The sequence below is a fragment of the Pseudorhizobium sp. NPDC055634 genome (assembly GCF_053618655.1).
The window spans coordinates 290617-313533 of the sequence record NZ_JBSHHW010000001.1 but is presented as its reverse complement, the minus strand read 5'-3'; the positions used below and the strand labels follow the sequence as shown (position 1 = coordinate 313533).

22 protein-coding genes and 1 pseudogene are annotated in these 22917 nt (G+C 64.0%); 17 read left to right on the top strand and 6 right to left on the bottom strand.

Annotation, left to right across the window (positions count from 1 at the left end):
- Positions 1-18: 18 nt before the first annotated feature.
- Together ACWGPT_RS01590 and ACWGPT_RS01585 are read left to right on the top strand one after the other, a co-directional pair.
- Positions 19-351: a DUF883 family protein gene (locus tag ACWGPT_RS01590; protein ID WP_452603811.1), complete on the top strand. Its 333-nt coding sequence runs from the start codon at positions 19-21 to the stop codon at positions 349-351.
- Entirely contained in the window at positions 351-839 is a 489-nt protein-coding gene (locus ACWGPT_RS01585) for a hypothetical protein (RefSeq protein WP_452603810.1), read from the top strand. Before ACWGPT_RS01590 ends, ACWGPT_RS01585 begins: the two co-directional genes overlap by 1 nt.
- Here ACWGPT_RS01585 and ACWGPT_RS01580 read toward each other — a convergent pair.
- Positions 832-1587 carry a Crp/Fnr family transcriptional regulator gene (locus tag ACWGPT_RS01580; RefSeq protein WP_452603809.1) on the bottom strand — a complete coding sequence of 252 codons (756 nt, stop codon included), beginning with the start codon at positions 1585-1587 and terminating at the stop codon, positions 832-834. The two genes, ACWGPT_RS01585 and ACWGPT_RS01580, sit on opposite strands and share 8 nt — an antisense overlap.
- 172 nt (positions 1588-1759) lie before the next feature.
- On the opposite strand from ACWGPT_RS01580, the gene ACWGPT_RS01575 reads away from it, so the two are divergent.
- A complete protein-coding gene (locus tag ACWGPT_RS01575; RefSeq protein WP_452603808.1) occupies positions 1760-2083 on the top strand; it encodes a hypothetical protein in 324 nt (107 codons plus the stop codon).
- Here ACWGPT_RS01575 and ACWGPT_RS01570 read toward each other — a convergent pair.
- Both ACWGPT_RS01570 and ACWGPT_RS01565 read right to left on the bottom strand, forming a co-directional pair.
- Positions 2080-2637: an RNA polymerase sigma factor gene (locus tag ACWGPT_RS01570; protein WP_452603807.1), complete on the bottom strand. Its 558-nt coding sequence runs from the start codon at positions 2635-2637 to the stop codon at positions 2080-2082. The two genes, ACWGPT_RS01575 and ACWGPT_RS01570, sit on opposite strands and share 4 nt — an antisense overlap.
- A gap of 2 nt (positions 2638-2639) precedes the next feature.
- Entirely contained in the window at positions 2640-2831 is a 192-nt protein-coding gene (locus ACWGPT_RS01565; protein WP_452603806.1) for a NepR family anti-sigma factor, read from the bottom strand.
- A 167-nt stretch (positions 2832-2998) separates the two neighbouring features.
- Between ACWGPT_RS01565 and ACWGPT_RS01560 the strand changes: the two genes are divergently transcribed.
- Complete coding sequence (locus ACWGPT_RS01560) at positions 2999-3793, top strand: response regulator (RefSeq protein WP_452603805.1); 795 nt, start codon at positions 2999-3001, stop codon at positions 3791-3793.
- A 313-nt stretch (positions 3794-4106) separates the two neighbouring features.
- Complete coding sequence (locus tag ACWGPT_RS01555; protein WP_452603804.1) at positions 4107-5102, top strand: sensor histidine kinase; 996 nt, start codon at positions 4107-4109, stop codon at positions 5100-5102.
- Positions 5103-5345: 243 nt separating this feature from the next.
- On the opposite strand, the gene ACWGPT_RS01550 is transcribed toward ACWGPT_RS01555, so the two are convergent.
- The 3 genes from ACWGPT_RS01550 to ACWGPT_RS01540 all read right to left on the bottom strand — a co-directional run bounded on the left by ACWGPT_RS01550 (position 5346) and on the right by ACWGPT_RS01540 (position 9131).
- On the bottom strand, positions 5346-6269 hold the full coding sequence (locus ACWGPT_RS01550; RefSeq protein ID WP_452603803.1) for an ABC transporter permease: 924 nt from the start codon (positions 6267-6269) through the stop codon (positions 5346-5348).
- Positions 6262-7272: an ABC transporter permease gene (locus tag ACWGPT_RS01545; RefSeq protein ID WP_452603802.1), complete on the bottom strand. Its 1011-nt coding sequence runs from the start codon at positions 7270-7272 to the stop codon at positions 6262-6264. Before ACWGPT_RS01545 ends, ACWGPT_RS01550 begins: the two co-directional genes overlap by 8 nt.
- Positions 7273-7421: 149 nt before the next feature.
- Positions 7422-9131: a peptide ABC transporter substrate-binding protein gene (locus tag ACWGPT_RS01540; protein WP_452603801.1), complete on the bottom strand. Its 1710-nt coding sequence runs from the start codon at positions 9129-9131 to the stop codon at positions 7422-7424.
- Between the two features lie 324 nt (positions 9132-9455).
- Between ACWGPT_RS01540 and ACWGPT_RS01535 the strand changes: the two genes are divergently transcribed.
- The 12 genes and pseudogenes from ACWGPT_RS01535 to ACWGPT_RS01480 all read left to right on the top strand — a co-directional run bounded on the left by ACWGPT_RS01535 (position 9456) and on the right by ACWGPT_RS01480 (position 22910).
- Positions 9456-10619 (top strand): M20 aminoacylase family protein, encoded by a 1164-nt coding sequence (locus ACWGPT_RS01535; RefSeq protein WP_452603800.1) that lies wholly within the window; start codon positions 9456-9458, stop codon positions 10617-10619.
- Between the two features lie 29 nt (positions 10620-10648).
- On the top strand, positions 10649-12496 hold the full coding sequence (locus ACWGPT_RS01530) for an ABC transporter ATP-binding protein (RefSeq protein WP_452603799.1): 1848 nt from the start codon (positions 10649-10651) through the stop codon (positions 12494-12496).
- Positions 12497-12572: 76 nt separating this feature from the next.
- Positions 12573-13523, top strand: a complete 951-nt coding sequence (locus ACWGPT_RS01525; protein WP_452603798.1) for a sugar-binding transcriptional regulator — start codon at positions 12573-12575, stop codon at positions 13521-13523.
- A gap of 142 nt (positions 13524-13665) precedes the next feature.
- Positions 13666-14979: an ABC transporter substrate-binding protein gene (locus ACWGPT_RS01520; RefSeq protein WP_452603797.1), complete on the top strand. Its 1314-nt coding sequence runs from the start codon at positions 13666-13668 to the stop codon at positions 14977-14979.
- Positions 14980-15111: 132 nt separating this feature from the next.
- The gene (locus ACWGPT_RS01515) at positions 15112-15984 is read left to right on the top strand and encodes a carbohydrate ABC transporter permease (protein WP_452603796.1); all 873 of its coding nucleotides are present in this window, start codon (positions 15112-15114) and stop codon (positions 15982-15984) included.
- A gap of 11 nt (positions 15985-15995) precedes the next feature.
- Entirely contained in the window at positions 15996-16820 is an 825-nt protein-coding gene (locus ACWGPT_RS01510; RefSeq protein WP_452603795.1) for a carbohydrate ABC transporter permease, read from the top strand.
- Positions 16821-16831: 11 nt separating this feature from the next.
- On the top strand, positions 16832-17830 hold the full coding sequence (locus tag ACWGPT_RS01505) for an ABC transporter ATP-binding protein (RefSeq protein ID WP_452603794.1): 999 nt from the start codon (positions 16832-16834) through the stop codon (positions 17828-17830).
- Positions 17831-17849: 19 nt separating this feature from the next.
- A complete protein-coding gene (locus tag ACWGPT_RS01500; RefSeq protein ID WP_452603793.1) occupies positions 17850-19331 on the top strand; it encodes a mannitol dehydrogenase family protein in 1482 nt (493 codons plus the stop codon).
- Positions 19332-19343: 12 nt separating this feature from the next.
- Positions 19344-20054 carry an HAD family hydrolase gene (locus ACWGPT_RS01495; protein ID WP_452604093.1) on the top strand — a complete coding sequence of 237 codons (711 nt, stop codon included), beginning with the start codon at positions 19344-19346 and terminating at the stop codon, positions 20052-20054.
- A 49-nt stretch (positions 20055-20103) separates the two neighbouring features.
- A complete protein-coding gene (locus ACWGPT_RS01490) occupies positions 20104-21684 on the top strand; it encodes an FGGY-family carbohydrate kinase (protein ID WP_452603792.1) in 1581 nt (526 codons plus the stop codon).
- A 39-nt stretch (positions 21685-21723) separates the two neighbouring features.
- Positions 21724-22109, top strand: a pseudogene (locus tag ACWGPT_RS01485) (YciI family protein).
- Between the two features lie 69 nt (positions 22110-22178).
- Positions 22179-22910: a sulfate transporter family protein gene (locus tag ACWGPT_RS01480; protein WP_452603791.1), complete on the top strand. Its 732-nt coding sequence runs from the start codon at positions 22179-22181 to the stop codon at positions 22908-22910.
- Positions 22911-22917: the final 7 nt, after the last annotated feature.

Genomic DNA, 22917 nt, shown 5'->3' with positions numbered 1-22917 from the left:
CGATAACAGGAGTAAGTGATGGCACCCGTCAACGTATCCAATGAGCCCCTGGGCTCCTCCGCATCGCGCAACGATGTCGAATCCCAGCTCCAGCAGCTGCGCGACGATATCGCAAACCTTGCGCGGACAGTTGCTGCCGTCGGCTCCGAGAAGGCCGACGACTATCGCAGTCGCGTCCGGAAGGCCGGCAATGACGCAGCGGACGCTTCCATGCAGATGGTCGAGGCCGCTCGCGATCACGCCATTTCGCTGGAGCGCGATCTCGAGGGCAAGATCCGCACCAACCCGCTGCAGGCCGTCGCCATGGCCGCCGGCGTAGGCTTTCTGATCGCCCTGCTGGTTCGCCGCTGATGCTTTCGGGACTGGCGCCGCTCCTGGCATCGTTGGCAGCGGTCGATGTTGCGACATCCGTCCGCCGCCTGCAGCGCAATGTCGTGCTCTATGCGCTGATGCTGCTCTTCCTGTTGACGGCCTATGGTGCCCTGGTGGGGGCGGCGGCGCTTGCCATCGCCCGGCATCTGGGCGCCGTGGGTGCCCTGCTGACGGTTGCGGGCGGCGGTCTCCTGCTTGCGCTTGTCATCTTCCTCATCACCGGGGCGACGGCACGTGCCGACGAGAGGCGCAAGCGTGAGGCTGCCACGAGCAACAGCAGCAAGGCCCTGATGATCACGGCGGGGCTTTCCGCCTTTCCGGTCCTCGTCCGCTCGCGTCCGCTTGCCGCCATAGCGATTGCCGGCGGCCTAGGTTTCCTGGCGATGCGGAGCCTCGACGTGCTCGGCCCCCGGGCCGGCAGGCGCGATAGCGTGCCGCCGCGACCGGACCGGCCGCGGCCTAGATGAATGGTCTGGCGCCCTCTTCCGGGGGGCGCCATTCGGCTACGCGATAAAGGCCCTCGGCATCGATCACTTCGCAGCCGCGGTCGAGCCAGCGTACAAGTCCCTGGTCCATCAGCTTGCGCAGCGTCTTGTTGGTATGGACGAGCGACAGGCCAAGCGTATCCGCCACGTGCTGCTGGGTCAGCGGCAACTGCCGGAATTTCCCGTGGGAAGCAATCGCCGCCTGGGCGCGCGCGTCCAGGAAGGCCAGGAGATAGGCGGCCCGCTCGCGGGCGCTCCGCCGGCCGACGCTCAGCAGATGCTCGTCCAGCATGGATTCCTCCCGTGACGCGATCCAGGTGATGTCGAAGGCAAGCGCCGGCTGGCTGCGGAAGAGGTTGGGAAACCGCTCCCGTTCGAAGGTGCAGAGCGTCATCCGGGTCAGCGCCTCGACCGAATGCTGCATTTCCTTCATGACATTGCCCTGCAGGCCGATCATGTCGCCCGGCAGAACATAGTTGAGGATCTGGCGCCTGCCGTCCTCCAGGATCTTGTAGCGAAATCCCCATCCGCTCAGGACAGTGTAGAGCGAAGGGTTGCGTTCTCCCTCGACAATGATGGCCATGCCCGGTTCGGCAGGGGTTTCGGCGACCTTGAAACCCGCCACGAAATCCAGTTCCTCCGGGGTGAAATCCCGGAAAAACGGGCGTTGTCGCAACGGACATTGCTGGCAGGGGATGCGCGGCGGTACGGCAGGCTTCGATATGGCCATGAAGAATCACGAGTAGCGAGGTAGCTCGCTCCTAGCGTATCGCGATCCATCGCACTGTGTCTTTTTTAAATGACGGGCTTCTTTCGCGAACTCATAGAGGTCGTTTCGGAAGGAGAGGACGATTTCGTCAGTCCTGACTATCCTGATTGCAGAGCGGGAATACCTTGTCGCGATGGAGGCCGAGCGCATCTTCGCGGAGGCCTTGCCGTGCCGCGTCCGGATCGCCACGCCGCGGGAACTTGCGGTCCTGCTCGACGAGGAGCCCATCGACCTTCTGGTTCTCGATGTGGACCTCGCAGCCGATGTGCTTTCGCTTGTCAGGCGCCGTCAGGCGTCCGGCACGCGGGTGATCCTCACCATGTTGATGCCGGACGATCGCGCATGGGTGGCCGAGCTTCCCGGGTCGACACCGGTCACCAAGCCTTTCATGGAGGATGACCTTCTGGCGGCGGCACGTGCCGCCGGCTCTCCCACGATGCCGGAACTTGAACCCTAGCTGCCGAAGGCGCGGGCCGTGATCGCGGCATGGCCGGCATCGGGGCCGAAGTCGCCTTCGCCGGAGACGCCAAGGAGCTCCTGCAGGCGCGTGCGGGCCCGGCTGACGCGGCTCTTGATGGTCCCGACGGCGCAGCCGCAGATGGTTGCCGCTTCCTCGTAGGCGAAGCCCGCCGCACCGACCAGGATGATCGCCTCGCGCTGGTCGTCGGGAAGCGTGTCCAGGGCCTTGCGGAAATCCTGAAGGTCCAGCCTTCCGTACTGTTCGGGATGCACGGAGAAACGTTCGCTGAACAGCCCGTCGGTATCCTGTACCTCGCGGCCGCGCTTGCGCATCTGGCTGTAGAATTCGTTGCGCAGGATCGTGAAGAGCCATGCCCGCATGTTCGTGCCGGCCGTGAAGCTGGTCTGGTTGGCCCACGCCTTCATGATGGTGTCCTGCACCAGATCATCGGCCTTGTCATGGCGACCCGTCAGAGAGACAGCAAAGGCACGGAGATTGGGCAAGGATGCGAGAAGGTCGCGCTTGAAGCCGCGATCATCGTCCTCGGTCATTGTCATTTTACCTTCACCGACTGCGACTGCGACTGAGCGTTGCGTTCCGCGTCCTCCAGCTTTTCCAGGAGATCGAGAAAACGGTCGGGAATGCCTTCCTCCTGCACGGCGTCATAGAACTCGCGCAGCTTGCGGGAGATCGAGGCGTTTGGCGGCACCGATCCGGGTTTCATGTCGTGCTGGGAGAGGGTCATGTCTTGCTTTTTTCTGTTGTCGTCACTCATCACGCGGGCAGCCTGTTGCGATATCGTGAGGAGACAATGCGGCAGCGGAAAAAAAGTTCCAACACTTGCGGAACTTTTTTTCTGTTCCCACGTTCTCACCACGTAATTGCCCGCCGGGCGACAGGGGAGAATTCTGTATGTCACTTACTACACGCGTTGCATCACACCTTCCGTATTTGCGCCGTTATGCACGCGCCGTTACCGGATCCCAGACTTCCGGAGACGCCTATGTGGCCGCCGTACTGGAAGCGCTGATCGCGGATGTCTCGATCTTTCCCGAAACATCCAAGGACCGTGTTTCGCTCTACAAACTGTTTGTCGCGATATTTGGTTCCACGTCGATCGATATCCGGCCGATCGAGTCGCCCTTCGCCTGGGAGCAGCGCGCAGCGGCCAACCTCGCGTCCCTGCCGTCGATGGCCCGCCACGCCTTCCTGCTCGTCTCGGTAGAGGGCTTCACGATCGAAGAGACGGCGGAAGTGCTGAACGTCAGCGTCGAGAAGGCGACCGAGCTGCTCGACGAAGCGTCGAGGGAGATCTCGCGCCAGGTCGCGACCGACATCATGATCATTGAGGACGAGCCGCTCATCGCGCTCGACATCGAGCAGATGGTGCAGGAACTCGGCCACCGCGTCACAGGCATTGCCCGCACCCACAAGGAAGCCGTGGATCTCTTCCAGAGCTCGAACCCGAAGATGGTCCTCGCCGATATCCAGCTTGCCGACGGAAGCTCGGGCATCGATGCGGTCAACGAAATCCTGAAGGCCTCTACCGTTCCGGTCATCTTCATCACCGCCTTCCCTGAGCGGCTGCTGACCGGCGAACGCCCCGAGCCTGCCTTCCTGGTCACCAAGCCGTTCAATCCGGACATGGTGAAGGCTCTGATCAGCCAGGCGCTGTTCTTCAACGAAACGGTCAAGGCGGCCGCCTGAGCGGACGCCGTGAACGGTCTCTTGCCAATGGGCGGGCTCTGTCGCCGGGAGATGCCGGCGACAGCTTCGGGCCGTCTCGTTTTCGATGCGTAAAATTGATGCGGTGGGGGAACCGCTTGCGGCTTTCCCCATTTCACCACCTGGCCGCTTCGGAGACAGATTGGCGGGTTGTTGCCGCGATGGCCAGTCTCTATAAGGGCACAGGCAGGCGGGAAAGTACGCGGGTGTCGCCGGCTCTTTCCTTCAAGTTGGACGAGGTGAGAAATTGGTGCATCCGCTGACATGGCAGCGAGCTGGTCAGAGTGATGACAAGTTGCGAGAGTTCCTGCTGCCTGCGCTGGTCGATCTCGGCGCCAGTGTCATCATCCAGGATGCTCGCCATGACTATCTCCTCGTCGCAAACCTCCCCGATGCCTGGCTTCCGGATGCGTGGCGGTCGGACGACGGGCCCGGCGAGGCGCCTGCTTCACCCACCGACGACAGCCTGTTCGGACCCGAGGTCGCCACGCGCCTCAATGCGCTGAAGGCGGACATGACCGAGCCCGGCCAGAAGGGCCAGCTCGAGGTGATGTTCGGCGCTGAACAGTTCTTCGAATTCCGGATACAGGCAGTCGAGTTCGCCCAGGGCGGGCTTCACCTCGTGACGACGATCGTCGATCGCTCCGAGGAACGGCACCGGGAGCGCCTGCTGCGGGCACTTCTGCGCGAGGTCAGCCATCGATCCAAGAACCTGCTGGCGATCATCCAGAGCATTGCCCTGCAGACAGCGCGCTATTCCGGATCGCTCGACCTCTTTCTCCACAAGTTCCGCGGGCGTCTTTACTCGCTCTCCCAGTCGCAGGATCTCATTACCGATTCCAGCTGGCGGGGAGCGTATTTCTTCGAACTCGTGCAGCAGCAGACCGAGAAATACCTGCCGGAGAACCGCGACCTGGTGAAGGTGCGCGGCGACAACCTGCTGCTCAGCCCCAATGCCTCGCTTCATCTCGGGCTGGCCCTGCATGAGCTCATCGTCAATGCGGTGAGCCACGGCTCGCTCTTGCGCACCAGCCTGCCGATCGAGGTGTCATGTACGCGCAAGCGCATCGACGGCCACGACATGGTGGAAATGATCTGGCACGAACCGCTCGCAGCAGTCGACGGGGAGGCTCACGATCCGCAGCACATCAAGGCTCATTTCGGCAGCACGGTCCTCGAGCGCGTGGTCCCGGCCTCGGTGAACGGCAGGGCGGAGTATGTGGTCGCGCCCGACCGTATCTCCTACCACCTGACGTTCCCGCTGGAACCCGGGGCGAACGACGAAGACTGATTGCGTCCCGATGGAGTGCCGGATGCCGCTTGCCCGATAGGGGGGCGCATCCAGGTCGCCAAAAACAAATTGGCTCGGTTCCAGGGGAACCGAGCCAACTCATCTCTTCGAGGGGGACTGAAGAGTGTGTCTGGAAGCCTTGTAGGGCGGGGGACGGGGGGTGCTTCCAGACATCCACATAACGACCGTCCGCGCGGAACGTTCCTTCCCCGGTGAAATAAATCTAATTTATTTGCCGCCCGGTCAGCGCTTCAGGGTGCGCGGGTCGAGGGCATCGCGGATCGCGTCTCCCATGAAGTTTACGCTCAGCACAGTCAGGGAAATCGCAAGGCCCGGCCAGAGCACGCGCGAGGGCGTCAGCTGCATGAAATTGGCGCCGTCATAGAGAAGGCGCCCCCAGGTCGGGAAGTCGGAGGGGAAGCCGAGCCCGAGGAAGCTCAGCGCCGATTCCGTGATGATCGCCGACGCAATGCCGAGGGTTGCGGAGACCATGATGGAGCTCAGCACATTCGGCAGGATGTGGCGGAGGACGATGCGGTGCTCGCGCATCCCGCTGCTCTTGGCGGCGATGATGAACTCCTGGCTCTTGACCGCCAGCACGTCGCCCCGGACGATGCGTGCCGTGTGCATCCAGCTGGTGATGCCGATGACGAAGACGATCAGGATGAAGATGCCGGTTTCGGGGCCGAGCGCGGCGCGCAGCGTATCGCGGAACAGCATGATGATGACGAGCAGCAGCGGAAGCAACGGAAGCGCCAGGAAAAGGTCCGTCACCCGCATCAGCGGTCCGTCCAGCCGCCGGAAATAGCCCGAGATCACGCCGACCAGCGTCCCCAGCAGCAGGGCGAGCAGCATCGCCGTGATGCCGACGGCGAGCGATATGCGCCCGCCGGCGAGAACCTGCGCGAGCATGTCCTTGCCGAGATTGTCGGTTCCGAAGGGATGCGCAAGCGAGGGCCACTGGTTCTTGTCGCGGATGTTGATCGCGTTCGGCGCGACGGTGTGGATATAGGGGCCGACATAGACGGCCAGGAAGATGAAGACGAACACCCCGAGGCCGACGATCCCGCCCCGGTGGGCGCGGAATTGCCTCCACACGTCTCGAAGGGCGGAGCGGGCGGGGCTTTCGGCCTTTGCCGGGGCGGCGGCGAGTACCGTATCAGTCATACCGGATCCTCGGATCGAGAATGCCGTACAGCACGTCGGCAATCAGGTTGAAGAGGACGATCAGCACCGCGAAGATGAAGGTCAGCGTTTGCACCAGCGGAATATCGGCACCCTGGATGGCGGTGATCAGCAATTGTCCGAGGCCGTTCACCCGGAATATCTGCTCGGTGATGATGGCGCCGGAGAAAATGGTCGGCACGCCGAGCGCGATGACGGTCACGACCGGGATCAGGCTGTTGCGGAGGACATGGACGAGCAGCACCGCCTTCTCCCTGACGCCCTTGGCGCGTGCGGTGCGGACATAGTCCTGGTGCAGGTTGTCCAGCATGGAGGCGCGAACGAAGCGGGCGATCTGCGAGGCGTTGTAGAGCGCCAGCACGGACACCGGCAGAACCATCTGGCGCGCCTGCGCCATGAAGCTCGAGAAATCGGTAACGCGAAGATTGGTGTCGTAGACCGACGGGAACCACTGCAGATAGGAGGAGAAGACGACGATCAGCAGGACGCCGGTGAAGAATGTCGGCACCGAGTATCCGACCATGGAGACGAAGGTGCCGATCTGGTCGAAGATCGAATACTGCTTGTAGGCGGAGATGACGCCGATCGGGATGGCGATCAGGATGCCGAAGAGATAGGCGAGGCCGACCACCCACAAGGTCTGCGGCAGGCGCTGGACGATCAGGTCGACCACCGGGCTCCTCGTCGCCCAGGACAGTACCCGCATGCGCTCGCCGTCGCCGATCTGCCAGCCGGTCAGGCTTTCCAGGATGTTCAGGGGCTCGTTTATGAAGAACTGCTGCAGCCAGAGGAGGTAGCGGATCAGGAAGGGCTGGTTGAGGCCGAGCGAGGCGCGGATCTGTTCGCGGACTTCGGGCGGGATGGTCAGGGGCAGGTCGCCGGTCGGATCGTTCGGCGCGAGGTCGAGCAAGGCGAAGATGACGAAGCTGATGACCAGCAGGGTCGGGATGGCAAACAACAATCGCCGCAGCGTGTATGTGAACATCGATTTTCCCCGGACTGCAGCCTGATGCCCTGTTCGGGGTCTTCATGGCTGCAGGTTTCTGAGACGGCCCACATCGCCGGCCGCTCCGGCGATGTGCCAACGCAGGGAAGGGCAGTGCCGGGGCTCGCGCCGCAAGCCCCGGCCGCTTCCTATTTCTTGCGATGCCAGTCGGCGACATTCCAGAGCTGGGAATCCCAGGAGTTCATGCGGATGCCATCAAGGGTCACCGCGAAGGACGACTGGTCTCCCCGATGCACGAGCGGGATATGGGCGCCCTCTTCGGTCAGCATGTCATTGAGCTGCTTGGCGAGTTCCGCGCGCTTCTGGAGGTCAGCCGTGCGGGAGAGCTCGCCGACCAGCTTGTCGTAGTCGGCATTGCAGTAGCGGGGGATGTTCTGGCCCTGCCAGCCGTTTTCCGGCCCCGGCATCTTGTCGCACAGCCACTCCGCCAGATACTTCTCCGGGTCCGTCCCGTCGAAGTTGTTGGTGTACATCTGCACGTCGGCATAGAACTTCTGGAAGGTATCGGGGCTTGCCGGATCGCCGCCGAAGAAAACGGAGGCGCTGGCATTGCGCAGTTCGGCATCGACGCCGATCTCGGCCCACATGGCTTTCACCAGTTCCTGGGTCGCCTGGCGCACGGAGTTCGTCGAGGTCGCATAGAGATATGCGAGACGAACGCCATCCTTGGCGCGGATACCGTCAGGTCCGGGGGCCCAGCCCGCGTCGTCGAGCAGCTTGTTGGCCGCCTCGACATCCTGCTTCAGGCACCAGCTGTCGTTCTTGGTGGAGGCAACCGATTCCGGCGCCGGCACGATGTTGCACGTCGGTTTGCCGGCGCGACCGTATCCGGCCTCGACGATGATGTCGCGGTCGATCGCGAGCGACAGAGCCCGGCGGACGGCGGGATCGCTCAGCGAGGGATGCGGACCGCCCTCCTTGGTGGAGCGCTTGTCGCCGAGTGCCGGGTCGGGATTGGTGTGATTGAGCTGGATACGCTCCACCTGGGTGCCGAAGGAAATCTCCAGCCTTCCCTTGCCGGCGGCCAGCATGGTTTCCAGCACTTCCGGCTCGACCTGCGCGTTCCAGGCGTAGTCAAACTCACCCGTTTCGAGCACGGCGCGCGCAGCCGATGCGGCGTCGCCGCCGCCTTTCAGCGTCGCCGAGGCGAAGCTCGGCTTGGCCGGGTCGCGGTAGTTCGGATTGGCCTCGAACGTGACAACGTCGTTCGGCTTGAAATCCGTGACGACGAAGGGGCCGGTGCCGATCGGCTTGAAGTTGGCATCCGTGCAGCTCGGGGCCTTGGCGCCGAGGCAATCCTTGAACTGTGCCGCCTGAATGACCGGCGACTGGGAGCCGACGAATGCACTGTAGGGATAGGGTTTGGGCTCCTCGAAGGTGATTTTCACCGTCTGCGGATCGACGGCTTCGACGTTCTTGACACCTTCGTACTGCGCCGCCTGCGCGCATCCGCCGTCGGGAGCGGTGCAATACTTCCAGGTGAAGACGACATCGTCGGCGGTGAAGTCCGTCCCGTCCGACCATTTGACGCCCGGCTTCAGCTTCCAGGTCATGCTGAGCATGTCTTCGGCGAAGCCGCCGTTCTCGATCGTGGGGATCTCCTCCACCAGATAGGGAACGAGGGCCCCGGTCTCGTCGTAGCGGGCCAGCGGCTCGATCACCATGGATGCGGCATAGACATCCTTGGTGCCCGCCGAAAGGAAGGGATTCATCGTCGAGACAGCCTGCCAGAACAGGATCTTAAGGTCGCCGTCGGTGCCTCGTTCGGCATGGGCAAGCGATGCAGAAAGCGTCAGGCAAGCCACCGTCCCCGCAAGCAGGGTATTGAAGGTCTTCATGCTGCTATTCCCCTTGTGTTTATTGTCGACGTTGATCTGCGGCGCGCTCGTCTTCGGGCCGCTACCACTGCTCTTGCTGCAAATGCGATCTTGTTAAGTCGTTGTATTCGCAGACGGTGGTCTCATATCCTCCTTGTGAGGTTGAGCTGATTGTCGCGTGTCGGACCGGGCACTCCCAGTGGTGCCTGATCAAATTTTGGGCCATCTAAGCATAGGCCTATTTTTCGTTCAAGCGTGAAATTTGACGCTTGCCAAGTGCTCTTGGGGCTGCACAGTATCCCAACACGAACGAGTGGGAACGACAACAACAAGCACGAGGTTTTCATGCCTGTCCTCAATCGCGCCGCCGAAATGCAGGAAGAAGTTGCGGGCTGGCGGCGTCACCTCCACGAGCGTCCGGAAATCCTCTACGACGTTCACGAGACGTCGGCATTCGTGGCGGAAAAGCTGCGGTCGTTCGGGTGTGACGTCGTCGAGACGGGCATAGGCCGCACCGGCGTCGTGGGCATCATCAAGGGACGGCACGGGGATGGAAACGTCATCGGTTTCCGCGCCGACATGGACGCGCTGCCGATATTCGAGACGAGCGGCAAGCCCTGGATGTCGAAGACGCCCGGCAAGGCACATTCCTGCGGCCATGACGGGCACACGGCCATGCTGCTGGGGGCCGCGCAATACCTCGCGGAGACGCGGAACTTCCGCGGCTCGGTCGCCGTCATCTTCCAGCCTGCGGAGGAGGGCGGCGCCGGCGCGCTCGCCATGGTCAACGACGGTTTCCTTGAAAAGCACGGGATCAGCCAGGTCTACGGAATGCACAATTCTCCCGGTCTTCCGCTCGGGCAGTTCGCCATCCGCAAGGGCTCCGTCATGGCCGCGGCTGATACGTTCGAGATCATCGTCAACGGGCGCGGCAGCCATGCGGCGCAACCGCATCTTTCCGTCGATCCGGTGCTGACCGCCGGCCATATCGTGGTGGCGCTGCAGTCGATCGTGTCCCGGCAGACGGACCCCCTGAAATCGCTGGTGGTGACGGTCGCCTCCATCCACGGCGGAGACGCCAACAATGTCATCCCCGATAGCGTCAGGCTTGGCGGGACGGTGCGGACGCTCCTGCCGGAGACGCGTGATTTCGCGGAGAAGCGGCTGAAGGAACTGGTGCAGGCGACCGCCCTTGCCCATGGGGCCAGCGCGGACGTCACCTATCGACGCGGCTATCCGGTCACCTTCAACCACGAGGCGGAGACCGAGTTCGCAACGGGGATCGCGACGACCGTCGGCGGGCCGAACTCGGTCGATACGCAGATGGCTCCCCACATGGGGGCGGAAGACTTCTCCTACATGCTGGAGCGCAGGCCGGGCGCCTTCATCTTCATCGGCAACGGCGATACCGCCGGTCTTCACAATCCCGCCTACGACTTCAATGACGAAGCACTTCCCTATGGCATCAGCTACTGGGTCACCCTTGCCGAAACGGCGCTCGCCGCCTGACATCGCAACCCCCGAAAAGGGAGAATGACATGTCTCACGCGAAGACCCCCATGGACAGAATCGGCGAGGCGGCCGAGCCCGTGCTCTCGGTCCGGGATCTCACCACGTCCTTCAAGGTCGAGGACCGCTGGCAGACCGTCGTCAACAAGATCTCGTTCGATGTCGGCGCAAGGGAGACGGTCGCCATCGTCGGGGAGTCGGGGTCGGGCAAGAGCGTCACCTCGCTCTCCATCATGCGCCTGCTGCCGAAGCTTTCGAGCCGCATCGAGGGCAGCGTCAGGCTTGCCGGGCGCGAACTGCTGACGCTGCCCGACGAGCAGATGCGGCAGGTGCGCGGCAACGAGATATCGATGATCTTCCAGGAGCCGATGACCTCCCTCAACCCGATCTTCCCGATCGGAAAGCAGATTGCGGAGGCCCTGACGGTCCACACGGACATCAGCCGTGCCGAGGCGAAGGCCGAGGTCGTGCGGCTTCTCGAAAAGGTGCGTATCCCGAATGCCAGGAGCCGCTACGACGAGTTTCCGCACCAGTTTTCCGGAGGCATGCGCCAGCGGGTGATGATCGCCATGGCATTGGCGTCGAAGCCGAAGCTGCTCATCGCCGACGAGCCGACGACGGCGCTGGACGTGACGATCCAGGGCCAGATTCTCGACCTCATCAAGACGCTGCAGGACGAGGAGGGGATGTCGGTTCTCTTCATCACCCACGACATGGGCGTCGTCGCCGAAGTGGCGGACCGGACCATGGTGATGTTCCGCGGCGAGGTGGTCGAGGCCGGGGCGACCGAGGACATATTCCACCACGGCCGTCATCCCTATACGCGGGCCCTGCTGTCTGCCGTCCCGCGGCTCGGTTCCATGGCCGAACGCACGCTGCCGCAGCGGTTCTCGCTCATCGACGTGAGAACCGGGGAACAGCAGATTCAGCTCGACGTCACCGATACCGTGTCCCGTCGCAAGACGCCGATCCTCCAGGTGCGCGACCTCACCACCCGCTTCGATATCCATTCGGGACTCTTCGGGCGAAAGACCGGTGCCGTCCACGCGGTGGAGAAGGTGTCGTTCGACCTCTTCGAGGGCGAGACGCTGTCCCTGGTGGGCGAGTCCGGCTGCGGCAAGTCGACGACGGGCAGGTCCATCACCCGGCTGATCACGCCGACGAGCGGCCAGATCATGATCGACGGCTTCAACGTGATGAGCCTCGACAAGCCGTCGCTGCGGGCCATGCGCCGGTCGATCCAGATGATCTTCCAGGACCCGTTCGCGAGCCTCAATCCGCGCATGAGCATAGGCTCGGCGGTCATGGAGCCGTTCCTCGAGCATGGTCTGGGCCCGAAGCAGCAGGCCCGCGAGAAAGCCGCGGATCTCCTGGAAAAGGTCGGTCTTTCGGCCGACATGATGCGGCGCTTCCCGCACGAATTCTCCGGCGGGCAGAGACAGCGCATCGCGATCGCCCGGGCGCTGATGCTCGATCCGAAAGTCATCGTCGCGGACGAGGCCGTGTCGGCGCTCGACGTGTCGATCAAGGCGCAGGTCTGCAACCTGCTTCTCGATCTGCAGCAAAGCCTGAAGCTCGCCTACCTCTTCATCAGCCATGACATGGCCGTCGTGGAACGGGTCAGCCACCGGGTTGCGGTCATGTATCTCGGCGAGATCGTCGAGATCGGCCCCCGGGCCGCCGTGTTCGAGAACCCTCAGCATCCCTATACCCGCAAGCTGATGGCGGCGGTGCCGATTCCCGATCCCTCGCGACGCGGGATCAAGCGCGACATGCCGACCGACGAGATCAAGAGCCCCATCCGTCCGGTGGATTTTGTGTCTCCGCCCCGACACTACAGGGAAGTTTCGCAAGGCCACCTCGTTCAGGTCTCCTGATCGGCCTGCCGTCCTTGCCGTTTGACGGAGGATCGGCAAACATGGGGCCAGGAATTGCGCAGGGAGGGGTTGGCTAGTGGCGAGACGGTCCGATGTGCACGGGAGGCTGGATGACGCGGCGAGGGCGGGTTGGCTCTACTATGTCGCGGGCCGCACCCAGGACGAAATCGCGGCCGCCATGGGGATTTCCCGGCAGTCGGCGCAGCGGCTCGTCTCGCTCGCGGTGGCCGAACGCCTGATCAAGGTCCGCCTCGACCATCCGATCGCCGCCTGCCTGGAGCGGGGCGAGGCACTCAAGCGCAAGTTCGGCCTTCGCCAGGTGGAGGTCGTGCCGAGCGATCCCATGGGCGCCTCCAGCACCGTCGGCATTGCCGAGGCCGGCGCCGCCGAGATCGAGCGCTGGCTGAAGCGGCAGGAGCCGATCATCCTGGCGATCGGGACGGGCCGCACGCTGAAGGCTGCCGTCGACCAGTTGCCGCCGATGGAATGCCCCCAGCATCGCATCGTGTCGCTGACGGGAAATATCGGGCCCGACGGTTCGGCGGCCTATTACAACGTCATCTTCTCCATGGCCGACGCCATCAAGTCGCGGCATTTTCCCATGCCGCTGCCGGTTCTCTGCTCCTCGCCGGAGGAGCGCGAGACGCTTCACGAACAGGCGCTGGTGCGCTCGACGCTGGCGCTCGGCGCGCAGGCGGACGTCACCTTCGTCGGCATAGGCGAACTCGGGCCGGACGGCCCGCTCTGCGTCGACGGCTTCCTGGGGCGCGACGAGATGGAAAGCCTGGTGTCCGGGGGTGCCGCGGGGGAAATCTGCGGCTGGATGTTCGATCACGAGGGACGCCTGCTGTCCGATTCGATCAACAGGCGGGTCGCCAGCGTGCCGATCCCGGCGATCGACACCTGTTGCGTCATCGGCCTTGCGCAGGGGCCCCGCAAGCTCGTGGCACTGAGGGCCGCCCTGAAGGGGCAGTTGATCAACGGATTGATCACCGACGAGAATACCGCGGAGCAATTGCTCGCGTAGTGGGCATAAATATCGAAATAGTTTCAACCGCTTGCGATATGCGTTGCGGCGCAGCACGGATTCTGAATTGACTTCGCCGTTCCATGAATGAGTAATTGCCCATGGGCAAAGCGAATGCTCGTTCAATCTTCGGGAGGAAGATATGACTTTGAAGACGATTCTGCTGGGCGCGTGCTCGGCGCTGGCTCTTGCCGGTACGGCATCGGCCGAAACCATCACCATCGCAACCGTCAACAATGGCGACATGATCCGCATGCAGGGCCTGACGGAGGAGTTCACCTCGAAGAACCCCGACATCCAGATCGAGTGGGTCACCCTGGAAGAGAACGTCCTGCGCGAGCGCGTGACGACGGACATTGCGACCTCCGGCGGCCAGTACGACATCATGACGATCGGCAATTACGAGGTTCCGATCTGGGCGAAGCAGGGCTGGCTGACCGAGCTTTCGGAGCTGGGCGACAGCTATGACGTCGATGACCTACTGCCGGCGATCCGCGGCGGCCTGACGGTCGAGGACAAGCTCTACGCGGCGCCGTTCTACGGCGAGTCGGCGATGATCATGTACCGCACGGACCTGTTCGAGAAGGCCGGGCTCGAAATGCCCGACAACCCGACCTGGGAGTTCATCGGCGAGGCGGCCCGCAAGATCACCGATCGCGACACGGACATCAACGGCATCTGCCTTCGCGGCAAGGCCGGCTGGGGCGAGAACATGGCCTTCGTCACGGCGCTGACCAACTCGTTCGGCGGTCGCTGGTTCGACGAAAACTGGCAGCCGCAGTTCGACCAGCCCGAGTGGAAGGAAGCGCTGCAGTTCTATGTCGACCTGATGAAGGATGCCGGCCCGTCTGGTGCGTCTTCGAACGGCTTCAACGAGAACCTGACGCTCTTCCAGCAGGGCAAGTGCGGCATGTGGATCGACGCGACCGTGGCTGCGTCCTTCGTGTCCAACCCGAAGGATTCCACCGTCGCCGACAAGGTCGGCTATGCGATCTTCCCCTCCAAGGACGGCGTGAACAACCACGGCAACTGGCTGTGGTCCTGGAACCTCGCCATCCCGGCAAGCTCGCAGAAGGTGGACGCCGCCAAGAAGTTCATCGCCTGGGCGACCAGCAAGGACTACACCGACCTCGTCGCTTCCAACGAAGGCTGGGCGAACGTTCCTCCGGGAACCCGTACCTCCCTCTATGAAAACGAGGAGTACAAGAAGGCGGCTCCGTTCGCCGAGCCGACGCTTGCGGCGATGCAGGCTGCCGACATCACCAAGCCGACCGTCCAGCCGGTGCCCTATACGGGCGGCCAGTTCGTCGCGATCCCGGAATTCCAGGCGATAGGAACGAATGTCGGACAGCTGTTCTCGGCTGTCGTGGCCGGGCAGTCGTCGGTCGACGACGCGCTCGCCCAGGCCCAGTCGGCGACCGTGCGCGAGATGACCCGCGCCGGCTACATCAAGTAAGACCTCCCGAGCACCTTGCCGCCCGGTCACGGGCCGGGCGGCCCTTTCCATTTCCACCTCGGACCAGCAAGGTACGGGCGCGACGGGGGCGTTCCGCCGCAAGTCGCGCGGAATTTTGAGGAGGGCTTCGCCATGGCAACGCAAAATACCAAGGGGCTGGCTCGCCTGATGATGGCGCCGTCCGTCATCCTTCTCCTGGTCTGGATGATCGTGCCCCTGTCGATGACGCTGTGGTTCTCGTTCCAGAACTACAACCTCCTCAATCCGGCCAATGTCAGCTTCGCCGGCCTGTTCAACTACCAGTATTTCTATTCGGACCCGGCCTTCTTCCAGTCCATCTGGAACACGCTGGTCATCGTCGGTGGCGTGTTGCTGATCACCGTGATCGGGGGAACGCTGATCGCGCTTCTTCTCGACCAGCCGATCTTCGGTCAGGGGATCGTCCGCATCCTGGTGATCTCGCCCTTCTTCGTCATGCCGCCGGTGGCGGCACTGGTGTGGAAGAACATGATCATGCATCCGGGCTACGGGGTCCTGGCCGATGTCAGCCGCTTCTTCGGACTGCGGCCGATCGACTGGTTCGCGCAGTATCCGCTGCTCGCGATCGTCATCATCGTCGCATGGCAATGGCTGCCGTTCGCCACGCTGATCCTGCTCACCGCGCTCCAGTCGCTTGACAGCGAGCAGAAGGAAGCCGCGGAGATGGACGGCGCGAATTTCCTCAACCGCTTCATCTACCTCACGCTGCCGCATCTCGCCCGGGCGATCACCGTCGTCATCCTGATCCAGACGATCTTCCTGCTCGGCGTCTATGCCGAAATCCTGGTCACCACCAATGGCGGGCCGGGCTATGCCTCCACCAACCTGCCGTTCCTGATCTACCGCACCGCGCTTCTCGGCTACGACGTCGGCGGCGCATCGGCGGGCGGCATCATCGCCATCATCCTCGCCAACATCGTCGCCATCTTCCTGATGCGCGCGGTCGGGCGGAACCTGGACCGATAGGGGGAACGAGAATGGCACGCGCCGTCACCACCCGCCACAAGATCATCGCCACCGCCGCCGCATGGCTGGTCGCGCTGCTGATCTTCTTTCCGATCCTCTACACCCTGGTCACCAGCCTCAAGACGGAGCCGGAGGCGATCGCGGGCTTCAGCCTCATTCCCTCCGGCACGTTCGAGAACTACGTAACCGTCCAGACCCAGCGGGACTACATCAAGCCGTTCATGAACTCGGTGGTCCTGTCGGTCGGGTCGACGATACTGGCGCTCATCATCGCCATTCCCGCCGCCTGGGCCATGGCCTTCTCTCCGACCAGGCGCACGAAGGATGTGCTGATGTGGATGCTCTCCACGAAGATGATGCCGGCCGTTGCCGTCCTCGTGCCGATCTACCTGATGTTCCGTGATTTCGGCCTGCTCGATACCCGCATCGGGCTGACGATCATGCTGACGCTCATCAACCTGCCGATCGTGGTCTGGATGCTCTACACCTACTTCCGCGAGATACCGGGCGAGATCCTGGAGGCGGCGCGCATGGACGGGGCGGGGCTCTGGCAGGAGATCGTCTACGTGCTGACGCCGATGGCGGTACCGGGGATCGCCTCGACCCTCCTCCTCAACATCATCCTTGCCTGGAACGAGAGTTTCTGGACCATCCGGCTGACCACCACCAATGCGGCGCCGCTTACCGCCTTCATCGCCTCCTTCTCCAGCCCCCAGGGACTGTTCTGGGCGAAGCTGTCGGCGGCCTCGACCATGGCCATCGCGCCGATCCTCATCCTCGGCTGGTTCAGCCAGAAGCAACTCGTTCGCGGCCTGACCTTCGGCGCGGTTAAGTAAGGAAGACGGAGATGGGCAGCATTACCCTCAGGAAGGTTTCGAAAGCTTTCGGCGAAGCCAAGGTCATTCCCTCGATCGACCTGGAGATCAAGGACGGCGAGTTCGTCGTCTTCGTCGGTCCGTCCGGTTGCGGCAAGTCCACGCTCCTGCGGCTGATCGCCGGGCTGGAGGATGTCAGCGGCGGGCAGATCCTGATCGACGGACAGGACGTGACGCATAACGCGCCGGCACAGCGCGGGCTCGCCATGGTGTTCCAGTCCTACGCGCTCTATCCGCACATGAGCGTGCGCAACAACATCGCCTTCCCGCTGAAGATGGCCAAGGTGGACAAGGCCGTGATCGAGCGGAAGGTCCAGGAAGCCGCGGGCATCCTCAACCTCACCGACTACCTGGAGCGCCGTCCGTCGCAGCTTTCGGGCGGCCAGCGACAGCGCGTCGCGATCGGGCGCGCGATCGTGCGCGAACCTTCGGCCTTCCTGTTCGACGAGCCGCTTTCCAACCTCGACGCGGCGCTCCGCGGCACGATGCGGTTGGAGATCAGCGAACTGCACAACGAACTGAACACGACGATGATCTACGTCACGCACGACCAGGTCGAGGCGATGACCATGGCCGACAAGATCGTCGTGCTGAACCGCGGAAACATCGAGCAGGTCGGTTCGCCGCTCGACCTCTATTCAAGGCCGCGCAACCTCTTCGTGGCCGGCTTCATCGGTTCGCCCCGCATGAATCTCATCGAGGGGGACTTCGCCCGCGGGAAGGGGGCCCGAACCGTCGGCATCCGCCCGGAGCACCTTGCCCTCTCCAAGGAGAGCGGGTTGTGGAACGGCACGGTCAAGGTTGCCGAGCACCTCGGATCGGACACGTTCCTGCATGTCGACGTTCCCGGGATCGGCCAGATCAACGCGCGTTGCGACGGGGAGTTCGGGGCGCGCCACGGCGAGACCGTATATTTGACGCCGAACGAGGCGAAGCTTCATCGGTTCGATGAAGAGGGACTCGCGATCTAGCGTCGGAGTGGAGCAAGCAATGACCGTAAGACTATCCTCCTCGGCACTGGGCGAGATCGCCCATCGGGCCGCCGTGCCGGCCTATGATCCGATCATGCTGAAGCCGGGCATCCTTCATTTCGGCGTCGGCAATTTCCACCGGGCGCATCAGGCGGTCTATCTCGACGACCTGTTCAACAAGGGCCACGGCCTGGACTGGGCGATCGTCGGCGCCGGGGTCATGCCGTCGGATGCGCTGATGCGCGAGAAACTTGCCGAACAGGATTTCCTGACGACCGTCGTCGAGCAGGACAACAACCGCACGGCGGCGCGGGTCACCGCACCGATGATCGACATCATCGCACCCTCCGATACCGGCAAGATCATCGCCGCGCTCGCCGATCCGCGCATCCGCATCGTGTCGATGACGATCACAGAGGGCGGCTATTTCATCGATGCCTCGGGGGAGTTCAATCCCGGCCATCCGGCGATCTTCCACGACGGACAGAATCCCGACAAGCCGACGACGGTCTTCGGGCTCATCGTTGCCGGGCTGAAGCGCAGGAGGCAAGCGGGGCTCGCGCCCTTCACCATCATGTCCTGCGACAACATTCCCGGAAACGGCGAGGTGACGGAAAACGCCGTGGTGGGCGTCGCGGCGCTTTCCGATCCGGCATTCGCCCAGTGGATCGCCGATAACGTCGCGTTCCCCAATTCGATGGTGGACCGCATCACCCCGGCGACCGGAGAACGCGAGATCGCCCTGCTGCGCGATACATTCGGGATCGACGACAACTGGCCGGTCTTCTGCGAGGAATTCAAGCAGTGGGTGATGGAGGACAACTTTCCGGCCGGCCGGCCGCCGCTCGAGGAAGTGGGCGTCCAGTTCGTGCCGGACGTGGCACCCTACGAGCACATGAAGATCCGCATCCTCAACGGAGGGCATGCGGCGATCGCCTACCCGGCCGCGCTCCTCGACATCCATTTCGTCCATGAGGCGATGGAGCATCCGCTGATCCGCGCCTTCCTGGCAAAGCTGGAGAAGGAGGAGATCATCCCGATCGTGCCGCCGGTGCCGGATACGGACCTCAACGAGTACTACGGCCTGATCGAACGGCGCTTCGCCAACCCGAAGATCGGCGACACGATCCCGCGGCTGGCGCAGGACGGTTCGAACCGGCAGCCGAAGTTCATCCTGCCGTCCACCGCCGACCGGCTGGCGCAGGGCAAGGACATCATCGGCCTGTCGCTCGTCTCGGCGCTCTGGTGCCGCTATTTCGAAGGCACGACGGACAGCGGCAAGCCGATCGTCTTCAACGACACCAGCGCCGAGAAGCTGCAGGCGGCGGCCAGGCAGGCCCGGGACAATCCGGAAGCCTTCCTTGTGTTCGACGAGATTTTCGGAGAGGTTGCCCATTCGGAGCTGTTCCGCCGCCGTTTCTCGCACGCGGTAAGGACGCTCTGGGCCGAGGGGACGGCCAAAACTCTGGAGCTCTATCTCTCCGATGCTCTGGCGACCTGAGGGGGCAAGGAACTGGTGGAGGCGTCGCGACCACTGTTGATCTTCGACTGCGACGGCGTGCTGGTCGACAGCGAGCCGCTCTCGGTCAACGTGCTGGTCGAGGCGCTCAACCGTCGCGGCGTGGTGATCGGCGAGGGCGAGGCCTATGCCCGGTTCCTGGGCCGCAGCCTTTCCACGCTCGCGCAGATCCTGCACGACGATTTCGACCACAGCATCGACGCGGCCTTTCTCGACGACCTTCGCCGCGCGCTCTACGACCGGTTTTGCCATAGCCTGAAGCCGGTGAGGGGCGTCGCCGAGACGCTCGACGCGCTCGATTGCCCCCGATGCGTCGCGTCCTCCAGCCAGCCGGAGCGTATTCGCCTCTCCCTCGGCCTCACCGGCCTGCTGGAGCGCTTCGAGCCGCATATCTTCAGCGCCAGCATGGTCGAGCACGGCAAGCCGGCGCCCGATCTCTTCCTCCATGCGGCCGGCGCCATAGGGGCAGAGGCCACGGATTGCATCGTGATCGAGGATAGTCCGGCAGGCATTGAGGCAGCGCAAAGGGCAGGGATGACCGTCTTCGCCTTCACCGGCGGTTCGCATGCCGGAGCGCCGGGATATATCGAGCGCATCGCGGCCCTTTCCCCGGACGCGGTGTTTGACGCCATGCCGGATTTGATCCACCTTGTCCGCAAACACATGGAAGGCCCGGACAGGCATCGTTCGCATCGCGGCGGATAGCGGCGAGGAGGAGCGGCCGAAGGGCTCAAGGGGCAGGGAACACGCACGAATGCGAGATCACGTCGTTGCTGTCGATATCGGCACGACCAGCGCCCGCGCCGGCGTGTTCGATGCCGAGGGACGGCTTCTCGCCCGCGCGACGTACCCGATCGTCATGCGGCGTCCCCTCGACAACCACGCGGAGCATGATTCAGAGGACATCTGGCGGGCGGCCTGCCTGGCCGTTCGCGCGGCGATGACGGAGGCAAACCTTGCAGCGGACCGGGTCGCGGCGCTCGGTTTCGACGCGACCTGCTCGCTGGTTGCGCGCGATCGCGACGGGCGGCAACTCACCGTCTCCACGACCGGCGAGGATCGCTTCGACACGATCGTCTGGCTCGACCATAGGGCGATCGCCGAGGCCGAGGAGCTTTCGGCCACCGGCCATGCGGTGCTGGATTATTCCGGCGGCTCGCTTTCCCCGGAAATGGAGATGCCGAAGCTCCTGTGGCTGAAGCGCCACCTGCCCCGGTCATGGGAGCGGGCCGGATATTTCTTCGACCTCGCCGACTTCATGACATGGCGGGCGACGGGCTCGCCCGCGCGATCACGCTGCACGCTGACGGCGAAATGGAACTTCCTGGCGCATCGGGACGAGGGCTGGCAGCAGGATTTCCTGGCTCTCGCCGGGCTGGAGGATCTCATCGAGCGCGGCGGCCTGCCGACCGATACGGTGCCGGCCGGCTCCGTAGTCGGGCAGTTGTCGCCGGTCGCGGCCGGGGAACTGGGGCTCGATACCGGCTGCCGGGTAACGTCGGGGCTGATCGACGCCTATGCCGGCGCCTTCGGCGTCCTCGGCGGGGTGGAGGAGGGCGCGGCCCTCGATCGCTCCGTCGCGCTGATCGGCGGCACCTCGAGCTGCATCGTCTCGTTCGCGGCAGAAGCCAAGCCCGGCCAGAGCATCTGGGGGCCCTATTACGAGGCGCTTCTTCCAGGCCGCTGGCTGGTGGAAGGCGGCCAGTCGGCAACCGGTGCGCTCCTCGACCATGTGGTGCGGATGCATGCCGCCGGCGGCGAGCCGGACCGGGACATCCACGCCCGGATTGCCGCGCGCGTGCAAGAGTTGCGGGCGGAGCAGGGCGGCGATTTTGCCGGCGACCTGCATGTCCTGCCCGATTTCCACGGGAACCGTTCGCCCCTTGCCGATCCGCATGTGAAAGGCGTCATCAGCGGGCTTACCCTTGACACATCCTTCGACGGTCTCTGCCGCCTCTATTGGCGCAGCTGCGTGGCGATCGTGCTGGGTATCCGGCACATCCTCGAGGCCATGGAGCAATACGGCTACCGCTTCGAGACGCTGCACGTCACCGGCGGCCACGCCCATAACCCGCTCCTCCTCGAACTCTATGCCGATGTCACGGGCCGCAAGGTAATCGTCCCGCAAACGCAGGACGCCGTTCTCCTCGGGACCGCCATGACGGCCGCCGCGGGAGGTGGGCTACATCCGGACCTCGCGACGGCCGGACGCGCCATGGCGGCCGCCGAGCGGGACTACTTTCCCGATGCCGGGCGCGCCGGCGCCTATGACCGCGACTACCGGCGGTTCCTGGCGATGATCCGACATCGCGACGAACTGAACGATATCCATTAATCCGCCGCCAGAACGCGGCCTATCCGGGAGGTGTTGTCCATGTATTTCGCGATCCTCGCCTATCATGCGGAAACCGTCGTCCAGTCCTGGAGCGCGGAGGAAGACGCCGCCCTCATGGGCGAACTGCTGAGCATCAACGATCGGCTGGTGGCGGACGGATCCCTCGGTCCCGCGGCCCGCCTCGGGCCCACGGCGCAGGCTGTGACGCTCCGCGGCAAGGGCGACGCGCCGGTGACGGACGGGCCGTTCGCCGAGACGAAGGAACAGCTGCTGGGCTTCTACGTGGTCGACTTCCCCGACATGGACGGGGCGATCGCCGCCGCGCGCGCGAGCTTCAGGGCGCCAATCCGACGGCCGTCTACGAAATCCGCCCGATCCTGCTCTACCTGCCCGGCGCATCGCTTGGAGCCGGTGGAGAGGAATGACGGTATGGGGGCGGCGCTTGCTCGCCAGCGTCCGGGAACCTACATGCTTGCGGCAACCGGAGACGCTTCATGATCCTCGACGCCGCCCGCCTGTCGCTCCTCAACCTCTTTGCGCCGGAGACGCGCTCGGTCTTCTGGAAGGTCCTCGGGCTCACCATCCTCGTTCTCATCGGCCTTTGGCTTGCGCTGCGGCAGACCTTCGTCTCCGTTGTCTGGCCCTGGTTTGCGCTCTACATGCCGGACGTCCCCGACTGGGCGGGCTGGCTCACCTTCATCGCGGCGATCTTCGCGGGCGTCGGGCTTGCGCTTGCGCTCGCGCTCCTCATCGCGCCGATCACCGCCCTCATTGCCGGCCTCTTCCTGGACGATGTCGCTGAAGTGGTGGAGAAGCGCGACTATCCGGCCGACGCGGCCGGACGAGCCATGCCGCTCGGCCGCGCCATCATCAGTTCGCTGCAGTTCCTCGGCGTCGTGATCGCCGGCAATATCGTCGCCCTGCTGCTGCTCTTCGTCCCCGGAATAAACCTCGTCGCCTTCTTCCTCGTGAACGGCTACCTGCTGGGGCGCGAGTTCTTCGAGTTCGCCGCCATGCGCTTCCGCACGCCGCCGGAGGCGCGGGCCTTCCGCTCCAAGCATCGCGGTACGGTCTTCCTGGCGGGCCTTCTGATCGCCGGCTTCCTGGCCATCCCGATCGTCAACCTGCTGACGCCGCTCTTCGCTGCCGGGCTGATGGTGCATCTCCACAAGAAGATTTCCCGTCGCGACCCTGCCTTCCGCCTGGCGCCGGTCGCGGTCAGATGAACTGTTG